At 40.7% G+C, this 13674-nt stretch carries 15 protein-coding genes; 8 read left to right on the top strand and 7 right to left on the bottom strand.

What is annotated here, in order from left to right; all coding sequences use genetic code 11:
• The 5 genes from CYP05_RS07305 to larA form a co-directional block, all read right to left on the bottom strand.
• A partial coding sequence (locus tag CYP05_RS07305; RefSeq protein WP_258031541.1) for a DUF2809 domain-containing protein occupies nucleotides 1-337 on the bottom strand: 337 nt, incomplete at its 3' end.
• Nucleotides 338-440: 103 nt separating this feature from the next.
• On the bottom strand, nucleotides 441-1187 hold the full coding sequence (gene larB / locus CYP05_RS07310; RefSeq protein ID WP_103642471.1) for a nickel pincer cofactor biosynthesis protein LarB: 747 nt from the start codon (nucleotides 1185-1187) through the stop codon (nucleotides 441-443).
• Nucleotides 1184-1957, bottom strand: a complete 774-nt coding sequence (gene larE, locus CYP05_RS07315; protein ID WP_103642472.1) for an ATP-dependent sacrificial sulfur transferase LarE — start codon at nucleotides 1955-1957, stop codon at nucleotides 1184-1186. The genes larB and larE overlap by 4 nt, the downstream gene beginning before the upstream one ends.
• Complete coding sequence (gene larC, locus CYP05_RS07320) at nucleotides 1929-3119, bottom strand: nickel pincer cofactor biosynthesis protein LarC (protein ID WP_103642473.1); 1191 nt, start codon at nucleotides 3117-3119, stop codon at nucleotides 1929-1931. Before larC ends, larE begins: the two co-directional genes overlap by 29 nt.
• Before the next feature lie 2 nt (nucleotides 3120-3121).
• Nucleotides 3122-4372 carry a nickel-dependent lactate racemase gene (gene larA, locus CYP05_RS07325; protein WP_103642474.1) on the bottom strand — a complete coding sequence of 417 codons (1251 nt, stop codon included), beginning with the start codon at nucleotides 4370-4372 and terminating at the stop codon, nucleotides 3122-3124.
• Nucleotides 4373-4577: 205 nt separating this feature from the next.
• Between larA and CYP05_RS07330 the strand changes: the two genes are divergently transcribed.
• Entirely contained in the window at nucleotides 4578-6257 is a 1680-nt protein-coding gene (locus tag CYP05_RS07330; RefSeq protein WP_103642475.1) for an anaerobic C4-dicarboxylate transporter, read from the top strand.
• A 92-nt stretch (nucleotides 6258-6349) separates the two neighbouring features.
• Here CYP05_RS07330 and flhB read toward each other — a convergent pair whose 3' ends face one another.
• Complete coding sequence (flhB, locus tag CYP05_RS07335; RefSeq protein ID WP_103642493.1) at nucleotides 6350-7423, bottom strand: flagellar biosynthesis protein FlhB; 1074 nt, start codon at nucleotides 7421-7423, stop codon at nucleotides 6350-6352.
• A 143-nt stretch (nucleotides 7424-7566) separates the two neighbouring features.
• Here flhB and CYP05_RS07340 point away from each other — a divergent pair, with 143 nt between their 5' ends.
• From CYP05_RS07340 to rpmA, 3 genes are all read left to right on the top strand, one after another.
• Entirely contained in the window at nucleotides 7567-8529 is a 963-nt protein-coding gene (locus CYP05_RS07340; protein ID WP_103642476.1) for a hypothetical protein, read from the top strand.
• Nucleotides 8530-8636: 107 nt separating this feature from the next.
• The gene (gene rplU, locus CYP05_RS07345) at nucleotides 8637-8951 is read left to right on the top strand and encodes a 50S ribosomal protein L21 (protein ID WP_002942523.1); all 315 of its coding nucleotides are present in this window, start codon (nucleotides 8637-8639) and stop codon (nucleotides 8949-8951) included.
• An 11-nt stretch (nucleotides 8952-8962) separates the two neighbouring features.
• Nucleotides 8963-9220, top strand: a complete 258-nt coding sequence (gene rpmA, locus CYP05_RS07350) for a 50S ribosomal protein L27 (RefSeq protein WP_002942569.1) — start codon at nucleotides 8963-8965, stop codon at nucleotides 9218-9220.
• A gap of 119 nt (nucleotides 9221-9339) precedes the next feature.
• Here the strand turns inward: rpmA and uvrA are convergent, their stop codons facing one another.
• On the bottom strand, nucleotides 9340-12168 hold the full coding sequence (gene uvrA / locus CYP05_RS07355) for an excinuclease ABC subunit UvrA (RefSeq protein ID WP_103642477.1): 2829 nt from the start codon (nucleotides 12166-12168) through the stop codon (nucleotides 9340-9342).
• A 173-nt stretch (nucleotides 12169-12341) separates the two neighbouring features.
• Between uvrA and CYP05_RS07360 the strand changes: the two genes are divergently transcribed.
• The 4 genes from CYP05_RS07360 to rpmF all read left to right on the top strand — a co-directional run bounded on the left by CYP05_RS07360 (nucleotide 12342) and on the right by rpmF (nucleotide 13674).
• Nucleotides 12342-12626 carry an NADH-quinone oxidoreductase subunit I gene (locus CYP05_RS07360; protein ID WP_002942606.1) on the top strand — a complete coding sequence of 95 codons (285 nt, stop codon included), beginning with the start codon at nucleotides 12342-12344 and terminating at the stop codon, nucleotides 12624-12626.
• A gap of 102 nt (nucleotides 12627-12728) precedes the next feature.
• On the top strand, nucleotides 12729-13142 hold the full coding sequence (gene ndk / locus CYP05_RS07365) for a nucleoside-diphosphate kinase (protein ID WP_002942517.1): 414 nt from the start codon (nucleotides 12729-12731) through the stop codon (nucleotides 13140-13142).
• Between the two features lie 14 nt (nucleotides 13143-13156).
• A complete protein-coding gene (locus CYP05_RS07370; RefSeq protein ID WP_103571456.1) occupies nucleotides 13157-13516 on the top strand; it encodes a hypothetical protein in 360 nt (119 codons plus the stop codon).
• An 11-nt stretch (nucleotides 13517-13527) separates the two neighbouring features.
• A complete protein-coding gene (rpmF, locus tag CYP05_RS07375; protein ID WP_002942540.1) occupies nucleotides 13528-13674 on the top strand; it encodes a 50S ribosomal protein L32 in 147 nt (48 codons plus the stop codon).

The raw sequence follows: 13674 nt of genomic DNA on the forward strand, positions 1-13674 counted from the left end.
CGCCCGCTAAAATACAGCCAGCCGCGTAGCAGAGTAGATCGGTAAGATCAAACGTCCCGCCGATCATTATCTTTAAAATTTTATTTTCTATGCCTAAAATTTGCACCACTCCAAAATACTGCGCAATCTCCAAAGCCGCCGCAAAAGCAAAAATTTTAAGCGCTAAATTTGACGGCGTCACGCTAAAAATAGCCCTTGCCAAAGCGTAAAGCAAGATAACAGCCAAAACGTCGCCAGCGTAGTGCCGCACAAAGCCACCCTTTACGCAAACTGCGATGTAAATTTCAGTTACTAAGATCACACCAGCTATAGCCAAAAATGCTAGCCTCGACCGCAAACTTTCTCTTTTTTGCTAAAGCCTCTTTTCTCCAGCTTAAATTTAACTCTCACAACTCTTTTTCTTTAAATTTAGTCTATTTTTCAGTGCTACAAGCATAAAATTACAAATGATTTATCAGGCTCGCGTTATATGCAGCGCCGTATCCGTTGTCGATATTTACGACACTTATGCCATTTGCACAGCTATTTAGCATGGCTAGCAGTGCTGATAATCCGCCAAAATTTGCCCCATATCCCACGCTAGTAGGCACTGCGATCACTGGAGAGCTTACAAGCCCAGCTAGCACGCTAGCAAGTGCGCCCTCCATGCCAGCAACGGCAATCACGACCTTTGCACCGCGTATCTCGTCAAGCTTTGCGACCAGCCTATGTAGCCCTGCCACGCCGACATCGGTAAATTTTCTCACGTCATTGCCTAAGAATTTTGCCGTCTCATAAGCCTCCTCCACGACTGTACCATCAGCAGTGCCAGCAGAGACGATAGCTATATAGCTTTTTGTAGGCGCAGACTCTTGAAATTTGACGCTGATCACCCTGCCACGAGCGTTAAAATTTGCCTGTGGAAAGATCTCATGAATGCGTTTAAAAACGCTCTCATTTGTTCTTGTGATTAAGATATTTTCATTTTTTTCGCCGATCGCACTAGCGATTTGCAAAATTTCATCATCTGTTTTATTTGCCCCATATATCACCTCTCCAGTGCCATTTCGCAAAGCACGCTGAGTGTCGATCTTGGCGCATCCAATGTCGTTAAATGGGTAGTTTTTTAGATACTTTAGCGCATCTTGCTCGCTCATCTTGCCGTTTTTTATACCAGCGATAAATTCTAAAATTTCAGCCTCACTCATGCTAAAACATCCTCTCTAAGCCCTTTTAGATCAAGCGTCACCTCTGCTGCTCCTAGTGCAACTAGCTTTTTAACGATAGACTTAAATTTCACGTCATTTAAAAAGCTTTGCATGCTAGAAAATGGCATTTGTAGCTTCATTTTTCTATCATCAAGCCTTGCTCGCACATTTGCGTAGCCGCTTTTTATCAGTAAATTTTCAGCCGCTTCTACTAAATTTAGCCCATCTGCGCTTATCTCTTTTTCATGAGGCAAACGAGTTAGCAAGCATGCGTAGCTTGGCTTGTCTGCTGTTGCTAAATTTAGCTCACGTGAGAGCTCGCGGATCTCAAATTTACGTAAATTTATTAGAGGCGAAAGCACACCAAGCTCCTCTTTTGCCTTTAAACCTGGGCGATATTCGCCAAGATCGTCCTTGTTTGTGCCATCAGCCAAATTTGTAAAACCAAGCTCGTTTGCGCGTGCGATAAGCCTTGAAAAAACTGCTTTTTTACAAAGATAACAGCGATTTTGCGGATTGAGCTTTATCTCATCGGCGATACCCACTTCAAATATCTCGTGCCTGATGCCATAAAATTTAGCAAATTTTGCTGCCTCGTCTATCTCGCGCAAAGACATATATGGCGATTTTACCGTGAATGCTAGCGCATTTTCGCCAAGCACGTCCGCAGCGACCTTTAGCAGTAGTGAGCTATCCACACCGCCGCTAAATGCAACGGCTAAATTTCCTAGCTTTTTTATATCATTTTTTAGAATTTCTAATTTCGTCATACTTTTTAAAAATTTCTTTTTTTACATGAAATATCGATGTTTTATGCATAAGTGCAGCGTTTTTACACTCGTCAAATTCAGGCTTTGCCTTTTCATCCTCGCCTGAGATTTTTAGCCTTATATCGCCAAATTTCGTCTCAACACTTACAAATTTTCGCTTTAGCTCGGTTTTTACGACATCTATCTCGCGAACGCCAATGGCCGTCGTGTGCGTAAATATAAGCTCTTTTAGCTTTTTCGCATCTTCTCTTTTACACAAGACGTCTAACTCAAAGCCGATGCGTCCTTTTTTCATATAGATAGAGTGACTAAAGACGTCTAGAGCGCCATTTTCACGTAAAATTTCACATGCAAAAGCAAAGCTTTCTGCGTCCATATCGTCTATGTTTGTAGATATCATTTTTTGCACTAAATTTTGGCTCTCATCCACCTCGCAGATCATCGCACGAAGGGCATTTGCAAAATTTGGCGCATTTTTTTCGCCGGCTCCGTAAGCTACTTTTTCTATTTTGAAATTTATCTCACTTACAAACTCATCTGCGCATGCTTTTAGTATCGCAGCACCTGTTGGCGTAGTCATCTCAAAATTTGCTCGCCCAAGACTAACTGGCACATCTTTTAAAATTTCACAAACCGCTGGCGCTGGGACGTTAAGATAGCCGTGGTCGCACTTTACTATGCCGCCGCCAAGCTCGATCTTTGAGCTAACGACCCTAGAAATGCCAAAATTTTTAGACAAATACTCAAAGCAGACCGCCGCTCCAACGACATCTACTATGCTATCAAGCGCTCCAACCTCGTGAAAATGCACCTCATCGATGCTAACTTTATGCACCTTCGCTTCAGCCTGTGCGATCACATGAAATATCGCAGCGGCCTTTTTCTTGCAAATCTCGCTCAAATTTGAGCTAGCCAAAATTTGCTTGATATCAGCGTAGCTTCTAGCGTGAGGCTGAGATTTTAGTAGCACGACGTCTATTTTGGTCGCAGCTATGCTGTTTTTTACTACGTTTTTTTGCTCTAAGCGAAATTCTCCGCTCAAATTTAGCTTCTCTAGCTCAGAGCAAAGATAGCCAAAATCCACACCAAGCCCGACAAGAGCAGCTAAATTCATATCGCCGCTAATGCCAGAGCTTGCGTCATAGTATAAAATTTTAGCCAAACTCACACCTTAGGCACGGTCATAGAGCCAAACGGCAAGATGATTATTTTTGCGTCATTGCCTTTTTGCGCTAGCGCCTCATCTACGGCTTTTTGTAGGTCGTGATACGGATTTAGATGCACAGCTCTCATCTCATCGTCGCTTAGATCAGTCACAGCCCAAGTCTGCGCCCAAAGCGAAATTTCAGCCATTTTTGCAGCTTTGTGATAACCAAGCTTAAAGCCAGAATTTATCTTTTCTAGCACTTTTTTTGGCGTATCGGCCGATGCCATAAGGTCAAAGAAAGGTTTTGGACCGATGCCTGTGCGGCATTTTGCGACCATTATTAAAATTCCATCCTGCGCAAGCGCTAGTTTGCCGTTATCTAGGGCTTTTTGCGCCTGATAAAGATCGACATCCATAGGATATGGTGCCACCGAGATCACGATGTCAGCCTTTTGTGGGATATTTACGCAGAAAACCTCATCAGCCTTTTTCACGCAGTCATAAAAGCTATCGTTCAGATCGCCAGCACTCGCATAATAGACGCCGTCCTCGCTATCAAGCACAGTCTGTATAGAAAATACATCGATATTTGAAAGAACTTTCATCGCATCGATCATATCTTCATGCACAGGGTTGCCCTCTAGGCGCAGTGCCTGAGCGTCAGGACTAAGTGCTAGTTTGTGGTTTTGCGTGATGCTTTCGTATGAGGCAGTGCCTGGCAAAAAGGCCTTTCTACCGCCGGTGTAGCCTGCGAAATAGTGGGGTTCGACTGAACCTATAACGATCACCTTTTTAGCTTCAGCTACGATCTTATTTAGATACATCTGTGTGCCGTTTTTGCTCTCGCCTAAAAAGACCATCTCATCGTGCTTTGAGTCGTGGTCGTGAACCTCGTTTTTAGCTCTGATCTCTGGGTAAATTTCTTTAGAAAATATCATATTGTATTCATCTAGCGTGCCCTCTCTGTGACAGCCAGTGGCGATGATGAAAATTTTATTTTTATCGCGAAGCTTTGGGTAAATTTGCTTTAAAATTTTAGCAGTTGGCGTAGGTCTTGTGCCGTCATTTACGATAATAACGATCTTTTCATCGCCAGCGATAAACTCATCAAAGCTCTTTTGATTTATCGGATTTGCTAAAGCCTTTGCGATAAGCGCTACTTCGTCAAATTTAGCGACCTTGTTTGGGTCAAAAACACCAAGCAGATTTTTTTCGTCTATTTTTAAATTTATATGGTCATCTTTGCCATAAGCGATAGGGATTTGCATGCTTCTCTCCTTAAATGTAACTATTAGTTGTTTGCTTTTAGGATTTTATCTCAATCTTTCTTTTAAATATATTTAATGTTTCCACAAAAATATAGATAAGATAACAAGAATTAAATGTAATATTAAATTCTACATATCTTTTTTAATTAGTATTTAATTTTAATATTTATATACTCCGCGTGTAATTTTCGAAAAGGGAGAAATCATGGAATTTCTTACAAGTTTGTCTGAGAGTACGCAGTTTTTCTTACAATTGATTGTCGTGCTCGGCTGTTTGTTCTACGGAGCAAAAAAAGGTGGTATGGCACTTGGTGTCCTTGGCGGCATCGGTCTTGTTATTTTGGTGTTTGCATTTGATTTAAAACCAGGTAAGCCTGCTATTGATGTTATATTAACTATTCTCGCAGTTGTTGTAGCAAGTGCTACACTTCAAGCAGCTGGTGGTCTTGATGTTATGCTTCAGATCGCTGAAAGAGCGCTTAGAAAACATCCAAGAACAGTTTGTTATCTTGCACCGATTTGTGGCTGGACACTAACAGTGCTTTGCGGTACAGGTCACACAGTTTATACACTTTTACCGATCATCTATGACGTATCAATGAAAAGTGGTATCCGTCCAGAACGTCCGATGGCAGCTACTACGATCTCATCACAACTTGCTATTATCGCAAGCCCAGTTTCAGTTGCTGGTGTGTCTATGGTTGCTGTTCTTCTTGGTACTGGCACAGTTCATATTGAGGGCTTTACAAGCTATGTTGATCTATTAAAAGTTACCATTCCTTCTACATTTTTGGGCGTGCTTTGTATAGGAACTTACTCAGTATTTAGAGGTAAAGATCTTGATAAAGATCCAGAATTCCAAGCAAAAATAGCTGATCCAGAGCAAAGAAAATATATATATGGTTCTGATGAGGCACATTCATTAATCGGTGTTCATTTGCCAAAAAAACAATGGAATGTTATGTGGATATTCCTTGCTACGATTGCTGTTGTTGCGGTTCTAGGCTATTACAAACAACTTCGCCCAAGCTGGACAAGCAATGTTCCTGGTAAATCAATAGAAATAATCGTAGATAAAAAAACAGTTAAAAACATCACTGTTAAAGACGGACAAGTTGTTTCTATGGTTGGCGATAGCAAAATCGTTTCAAACGTAAAAGACAATAAAGTAAAAGACGCTACTAAATTTACAAGCGTTCAAGTGCTAGATAAAGACAATAAAGTAACACAAAGCATTGTTTCAAACGGCGCTGATGTTGTTATCACTGCAGGCGATAAAAGCGAAACTATCGCAAATGCGAGCATTGTAGTAAAAGATACCATGAAAAAGACTGCACCACTTGGCATGGTTGATACGATCCAAATTTTCATGCTTTTAGCAGCATCTATCATGATGATCTACTCAGGCATCAAAGCAGCCAAGATCGGTCAAAATGAAATCTTCCACAGCGGTATGGTTGCACTTGTTGCGATTTATGGCATTAGTTGGATGGCTGAGACAATGTTCCACTCTCACATTGATATGCTTAAAGGCTCACTTGGCGAGGTTATGAAAGCATATCCTTGGATGTATATAGTAGTTGGTATGCTTATATCAAAATTCCTAAACTCTCAAGCTGCTGCAGCTGCGACTTTCGTGCCACTCGCTGTTCAAATAGGCGTTCACCCAGGCGTTATTGTTGCATTTGCCACTGCTTGCTATGGATACTTCATCCTTCCAACATATCCAAGCGACCTTGCAGCCGTGCAGTTTGACCGCTCAGGCACAACACATATTGGTAAATATGTAATCAACCACAGCTTTATCATCCCTGGTTTCATAGGTGTATTTAGCTCTTGTGCTGTTGGCTGGGTGCTAGCAAATATATACGGATATCTTAACTAAGATTTTATTTCTGACAAGCTGTTTTAAAGGCAGCTTGTCTTTTTTATACAAAATTTACTACTATTTTTATAAAATTTTTTGGCTTAATGCTCTCAAAGTTTATCTTGAAATTTCTGCTTATTACTCATATAAACAAAGCTTAGCACTTCAGCCACAGCCCTAAAAAGGTGCGCTGGTATCGTATCATCGACCTCGCAAACTCTATAAAGCTCCCTTGCAAGAGGTGGATTTTCATAAATTTGCACTCCGTTTTCAACAGCCACTTTCTTTATCTGAAGCGCTAAGAAATCAACCCCCTTAGCTAGTATTATCGGTGCTTCGTCACGGCTTTTGTCATATCTGATCGCCACGGCATAGTGAGTTGGGTTTGTGATGACGACGTCAGCTTGCGGGATATTTTGCATCATTCGGCGCTTGGCTGCACGCATTTGCGCTTGGCGGATCCTGCCCTTAACCTGCGGGTCACCCTCCATCTGCTTGTATTCGTCCTTGATCTCTTGCTTGCTCATACGAAGGTCCTTAAAATACTGAAAACGCACGATAAGCAGGTCAGCAAGGCCGATCACAAAAAGTATAAAAAGCATGACGCTAACTAGGATGATGAGCTTCTCTTTTAGCCACGCGAGCTGATCAAACATAGAAAAAAAGAGCGTGTGCGGAAGCTCTTTTATAAACTGCAAGAAAAAGTAAAATCCAACGCCAAAGACGATGCTTACCTTAACGACGATCTTGACGCTCTCGATCGCCTTTTTCATTGAAAAGAGGTTTTTTAGCCCTTTTAGTGGATTTATCTTGCCAAAATTTGGCGTTATAGGCTTTGTGGTAAATATAAAACCAAACTGCATTACATTTGCGATTATGCCGGCTACCGCGACGCAGATACAAACTGGCAGGATCATCAAAAGAGCCCTGCCAAAGGTATTTGCAACGATCATTTTTACCGTTGGCAAAGTCAGTGGCTGACCTATAAATTTAGAGTAATAGATGTAAAGCGAGATGACCTGATCTTTCATAAAATTTAGCATCGCAAGCAGCACACCAATAGCAATGACTAAGGTCACGAAGCCTGATAGGTCCTGGCTTTTTGGGACGTTGCCGTCCTTTTTGGCGTCTTCTATCTTTTTGGGGGTCGCTTCTTCGGTTTTTTCCTGATCTTCGCCTGCCATCTTTGTCCTAAGCTCGCTTAAATTTGGGGCGATTATAGCCAAAATGCGGTTAAACTATCCGCTAAATTTAAATTTTGCAATTCAAAAAAATAAGCTATTTTAGGCGTTTTTGGCTAAAATTAGCAAAAATAAGGAGACGTAAAATGTCATTTTTAGAAGGCTTATTTAACATTTTCAAAACCAAAAAACCACCAAAAAGCGATGAAGAGCTACTTTTAGACGAGTACGCAAGCATTTACGCCCAGATAAAAGAGAAAAATTTAAACGAATACGACTTTTTATGTGAGCTCATACGATTGCTCTCTTTTTCAAGAGCTAGACGCTACGACTTTTGTCTTGAAAAGTGCCTAGCTGATGGCGACGCCGAGGCGCTAAATGATCTCATCTTTCAATACGCTAAGCTAAATTTACTCCCAGGATGCAGCGGCGGATATGATCAGTGCGAGAAGCTCATACCAGCGTTTTTTGCTATCGCTTGTGGCGACACAGATAGTATGGCAAGCATCTTTCCAAAAGGCCTGCCACCTAGCAAAAACGGCTATAAATTTCTATGCGTTATGCATGATCTGCTCACGGCGATGCTTTGGCAAGATGAAAATTTACTTGCCCCTGCCCTAGAAAAAGCTCGCACTTTTGCAGAGTCTAAAAAGCCAGCAAATGAAAGAGAGGCGGTTAAATTTGTGCTTGCCTTGCATGAAAAAGATACGGCTGCTATGAGCGAGCATTTGCAGAAATTTTGCTCCACTTTTGGTAGGACAGATGCGCCTAAATTTGAAAAACGACTTTACATTTTTGCGCACGGACTTCACGCCTTGGCGCGCTACTTTTTACCGCTTGAACTCTTTAAAGAGATAAAGCTACCAAAAAATGAAAATTTCAGTAAATTTTACGCAAATAGGCTCTTTCAAAATGAAATTCCCAAGCCAAAACTTTATTTTACTTTTCCGCCTGAATTTAAACTGATAAATGTGATCTTAAACGCGCCAGTAGCTAAAACGCTGATATATCAGCCACATTTGCCAAGTGATAAAACATTTTTATTAGATCACACATCTATGATAAGAAATTTAGCTGATGAGATCATAAGATCAGGGGCATTAAAGTAGAATTTATAAACTTTTGGCTAATATTCACACCTTACAACCAACAAAGCTCCATAAATCTTTTGCAAAAAAGTGCTTTTTGGTCTTACCAAATTTTAGAAAGGTAGAGTATGTCAAAATACGCTATATTTAAGCATGGCGGTAAGCAATATCGTGTTAGCGAAGGCGAGTTCCTTAAGCTAGATCACTTTAGTGCTGAAGCTAAATCAACCGTTGAGATTACAGAAGTTTTAGCTGTAAATGACGGCGAAGTAAAGGTAGGTGCGCCATTTGTTAAGGGTGCAAAAGTTGTTCTTGAGGTCGTTAATGAAGGCAAAGACAAAAAAGTAGTTATCTACAAAAAACGCAGACGTAAAGACTCAAAACTAAAACGCGGCTTTAGAAGACAATTCACACGTGTAAAAGTCGTAAGTATCGCAGCTTAAGGAGATAAGATATGGCACACAAAAAAGGTCAAGGTTCAACCCAGAATAACCGTGATAGTATCGGACGCCGATTAGGTGTTAAGAAATTTGGTGGCGAGTTCGTTCGTGCTGGAAATATAATCATCCGCCAAAGAGGAACAGCTACTCACGCTGGAAATAACGTAGGTCTTGGCAAAGATCACACTATTTTTGCATTAGTCGATGGCTTTGTAAAATTTGAAAGACTTGATAAAAACAGAAAAAAAGTATCTGTTTATCCAGCTGCATAACCCCAGGGGCATTCGCCCCTTCTCTTTTTAAATCCACTTAAAATTTAGCAATTTTAATTTATCTTACTTATTATATATAGTTTGGCATTTTAGACAAATACCAAACTACTAAATTTATTTTATTTCGCTTTTAACAAAGCAAGCTCTTGCGCTAGAAATTCCCCTGTGTAGCTGCCAGTTTTTTTGTAATTTTTAGCTACATCTTTAACGCTGCCACAAGCTATCACTTTACCGCCTTTTGCACCGCCTTCTGGTCCCATATCTACGATATAGTCGCAGTTTTTGATAACATCCATATTATGCTCGATCACAAAGACTGAATTTCCAAGATCAACTAGGTGATTTAGTACCTTTACCAGCCTATCAACATCTGCAAAATGAAGTCCTGTCGTTGGCTCATCAAGGATGTAAAGCGTATTTCCAGTGTCACTTCTACTAAGCTCTTTTGCTAGCTTCACGCGCTGCGCCTCGCCGCCACTAAGTGTGACTGCATTTTGTCCAAGTGTGATGTAGCCAAGCCCTACGTCCTGCAGCGTGGTGAGCTTTGAAGCGATCTTTGGCACAGCCTTAAAAAACTCAACCGCCTCATCTATACTCATATTTAGCACCTCGGCGATATTTTTGCCTTTATATAAAATTTCCAAGGTCTGAGCGTTATATCTAGCGCCATTACAAACGTCACAAACCACGTTTATATCAGGCAAAAAGTGCATCTCGATCGTGATCTCACCCTCGCCTTGGCACTTCTCGCAGCGCCCACCTTTGACGTTGAAACTAAAACGTCCTATTTTATAGCCTCTAAGCTTTGCCTCTTTAGTCTGCGCAAATAAATTTCTTATCTCATCCATAACGCCAGTGTAAGTTGCTGGATTTGAGCGTGGAGTGCGGCCGATCGGGCTTTGATCGAGGTATATGACCTTGTCTAAATTCTCAAGTCCGCTTAAATTTACCCCAGCTATCTTTTTCACTTTTTTAGCTCTATTTAGCTGCTCCTGCGCCTCTGGGAGCAAGGTCTGAAGCACTAGCGAGCTCTTGCCAGATCCTGAAACGCCAGTGATACCCACAAGGTTTCTAAGCGGAAATTTAGCGGTTAAATTTGAGATATTGTTGATATTTACATTTGAAATTTCGAGCCACTTCTCAGCCTTTCTATTTTTTTGATAGTCGATCTTTTTCTTACCATTTATGTATTGTGCAGTCTGAGTGTCTGAGTTTAAAAGCTCTTTTGCCGTGCCTGCAAAAACCACACTACCGCCAAATTTACCAGCTCCAGGGCCGATATCTACTATATAGTCAGCCTCCTCTATCGTCTTTTTATCATGCTCGACGACAATCACGGAGTTGCCTTTGGCTTGCAAATTTCTAAGTGTTTTTATGAGTTTTAACGTATCTCGCTCGTGAAGGCCGATGCTTGGCTCATCAAGCACATACATGACGCCACTTAGCCCACTTCCTATCTGGCTAGCTATCCTGATGCGCTGTGCCTCGCCACCGCTGATCGTCCTAGCATCACGCCCAAGCGACAAGTAGCCAAGTCCCACATCATACAAAAAGAAAAGCCTCTCGTTGATCTCTTTTAAGATAGGCTTTGCGATCGCCTTGTCGTAGTCGCTAAGATAGGCAAAATTTTTCTCATTTGAAAAAAATGTGGTGCAGTTTTCTATGCTCATATCCAAAATTTCACCAAGCCCAAGGCCAGCGACCTTGACCGCTAGGCTTTGAGGCTTTAGCCTGTGGCCATTACAAGCGTCACAAATTTTCTCACTCATATACTCATCAAAATCTTTATAATCCTTCAAAAGCCCGTGTGAAATTTTAACCACGCCATCAAATTTTCTAAGCAGCTTATTTCGCTTCCAAAAGAACTCAACATCCTTGACGTTGCCATATAAAACGAGCCTCTTTTCATCTTCGCTAAGCTCATAATATGGCTTTTTGATATCGATGCCGTTTTGCTCGCAAAAAGCAAGTAAAAATTTATAGTAATAACTCATGTTATAGCCATAAAGTAGCTTGATAGCGCCGTTTTCTATCGACTTTTCCTCGTCGATGATCTTGCTCATATCTAGGCTATATCTTATGCCAAGTCCGTCGCAGTGCTCGCAAGCGCCCTTTGGTGAGTTGAAGCTAAAGCTTAGCGGCTCAAGCGGCGTAAATGAAATTTTGCAGTCAAAACAAGCCATGTGCTCGCTATAATGTATAAAACTCTCTTTTAAGCCCAGCTCGTCAGCATTTGCGATCTCTATCTCGACCTCACCAAAGCTCTCATTTAGCGCCTTTTCGACGTCGCTTGCAAGACGTTCGTGATTTTGCTCGTCGATGGCGATCCTATCAACGATAACTTTGATCGTGTGTTTTTTCGTTTTTGCAAGCTCAATCTCCTCATCAAGCCTCACCACCACGCCATCTATATGTGCTCTAACAAAGCCTTTTTGACGTAAATTTTCGATCAGATCCGCCCATGTTCCCTTTTTCTCACGAACTAGCGGCGCATAGATGATCACTTTTGTGCCAAGTGGGAGCTTTGAAATTTCATTTATGATGTCGCTCGCACTCATTTTTGAGATAGGTTTGCCGCATTTATGGCAGTGCTGCACGCCAACCCTTGCGTATAAAAGCCTTAGATAATCATAAATTTCAGTGATCGTGCCAACCGTTGAGCGAGGATTTTTTGAAGTTGTCTTTTGATCGATCGCGATTGCAGGCGTTAAACCCTCGATCTTATCAACATCAGGCTTGCCCACGCGGTCTAAAAACTGCCTAGCATAGCTGCTAAGGCTCTCCATATACCTGCGCTGCCCCTCGGCGTAGAGCGTGTCAAAGGCTAGTGTGCTCTTGCCACTGCCGCTAAGACCGGTAAAAACTACTAGTTTGTTTTTTGGGATTTCAAGGTTTAAATTTTTAAGATTGTGCTCACGTGCGCCAGTTATTTTTATAGTATCATTCATTAAATTTATACGACCTTTTTAAAATTTTAATCTGTAAATTTAGTCTAAAAGTGATAAAAACTTTATAAAGTAGTTTAGAGAAATTAAGTGTGCTGTGAAAATTTAAGAGTATATTTATATCATTTTCAGTTTTTTTTGATATTCTACGCCAAAATTTTATTTAAGGAGAAAAAATGTCTGTAAAAATAACCGATATATGTATAAGCTGTGGTTCATGCATCGATGAGTGCCCAGTTTCAGCTATTGTTGATGATAGCGACAACCCAACTGGAGCAGATACATACTATGTTTATTCAAACAAATGCGTTGAGTGCGTAGGTTACAACGACGAGCCAGCCTGTGCATCTGCCTGTCCAACTGATGGTTGCATCGTTTGGGATGCCGTAGTAGCAGGACAACCTTCACGTGATCAAATCGGTGCTGACGCTCGCACTGGCAGCACTCCAGTTATCCAATAAATTTACAAAATTTAGGCTCAAATTTGAGCCTATTTTATTTTTAAGCTTTATTTGATATAATTGCCAACTTCATTTAAATAACCTAAATTTTAAGGAAAATTTATGCAAAGAACACTTTCTATTATTAAGCCTGACGCTGTTAAGAAAAATGTTGTTGGAAAGATTATAGATAGATTTGAAAGCAATGGCTTAAGAATCGCAGCTGCAAAGAAAATCAAACTTAGCAAATGCGATGCAAAAGCATTTTATGCAGTTCATAAAGATAGACCTTTTTTCAACGATCTAGTTGATTTTATGGTAAGCGGACCAGTCGTAGTTATGGTTTTAGAGGGCGAAAATGCAGTTGCTAAAAACCGCGAGCTAATGGGTGCAACTAACCCAAAAGAAGCAGCTCCTGGCACTATTAGAGCCGATTTTGCTGATAGCATTGACGCAAATGCAGTTCACGGAAGCGATAGCCTAGAAAACGCTGTAAATGAGATAAATTTCTTCTTTGCTTCAAGAGAAATTTGCTAATTTTGGACTAGAATTTGATTATTCCGTTTTCTAAAATAGCAAACAAAGAGATAAACTTTGAGCTAGTAAGAAATAATGATCTAATTTTTAGTGGAATTTTAAAAAGAAAAGACCCTTTTTTGGTAAAATGCCAAGGCACTATAAAGGGTGAGATAAAATATATTTGTGATCGATGTGGTGATGAATTTATGCTACCTATCGATCAAGACGTAGAGCTAAATTTAAGTGACGGTGTCTATAAAGACAGAGAAAATGAGCTTAGCGATACGGTTGAATTTTTTGATGGCAATATTGATTTAAAAGAAGTTTTTGAAAGCGAGCTAGAAGCTTTTAAGAGCGATTATTTTTATTGTGAAAAATGTAAAAATTTATAAAGGAGAGTAAAATGGCAGTACCAAAGCGAAGAGTGAGTCATTCTCGTGCAGCAAAACGTAGAACACATTACAAAGTTACACTTCCAGTGCCTGTAAAAGACAAAGATGGTTCTTGGAAAATGCCTCACCGCATAAACAAAACAACAGGTGAATACTAA

This window comes from Campylobacter concisus (genome assembly GCF_002913545.1).
In the GTDB taxonomy this organism is placed as follows: domain Bacteria; phylum Campylobacterota; class Campylobacteria; order Campylobacterales; family Campylobacteraceae; genus Campylobacter_A; species Campylobacter_A concisus_AV.

Bases quoted from the DNA above. Each gene is read 5' to 3' on its own strand.
- ndk (WP_002942517.1), top strand. From the start codon at position 12,729: ATGCAAAGAACACTTTCTATTATTAAGCCTGACGCTGTTAAGAAAAAT.
- CYP05_RS07330 (WP_103642475.1), top strand. From the start codon at position 4,578: ATGGAATTTCTTACAAGTTTGTCTGAGAGTACGCAGTTTTTCTTACAA.
- rpmF (WP_002942540.1), top strand. From the start codon at position 13,528: ATGGCAGTACCAAAGCGAAGAGTGAGTCATTCTCGTGCAGCAAAACGT.
- larE (WP_103642472.1), bottom strand. From the start codon at position 1,957: ATGACGAAATTAGAAATTCTAAAAAATGATATAAAAAAGCTAGGAAAT.
- larA (WP_103642474.1), bottom strand. From the start codon at position 4,372: ATGCAAATCCCTATCGCTTATGGCAAAGATGACCATATAAATTTAAAA.
- rplU (WP_002942523.1), top strand. From the start codon at position 8,637: ATGTCAAAATACGCTATATTTAAGCATGGCGGTAAGCAATATCGTGTT.
- larB (WP_103642471.1), bottom strand. From the start codon at position 1,187: ATGAGTGAGGCTGAAATTTTAGAATTTATCGCTGGTATAAAAAACGGC.
- uvrA (WP_103642477.1), bottom strand. From the start codon at position 12,168: ATGAATGATACTATAAAAATAACTGGCGCACGTGAGCACAATCTTAAA.
- flhB (WP_103642493.1), bottom strand. From the start codon at position 7,423: ATGGCAGGCGAAGATCAGGAAAAAACCGAAGAAGCGACCCCCAAAAAG.
- rpmA (WP_002942569.1), top strand. From the start codon at position 8,963: ATGGCACACAAAAAAGGTCAAGGTTCAACCCAGAATAACCGTGATAGT.
- CYP05_RS07360 (WP_002942606.1), top strand. From the start codon at position 12,342: ATGTCTGTAAAAATAACCGATATATGTATAAGCTGTGGTTCATGCATC.
- CYP05_RS07340 (WP_103642476.1), top strand. From the start codon at position 7,567: ATGTCATTTTTAGAAGGCTTATTTAACATTTTCAAAACCAAAAAACCA.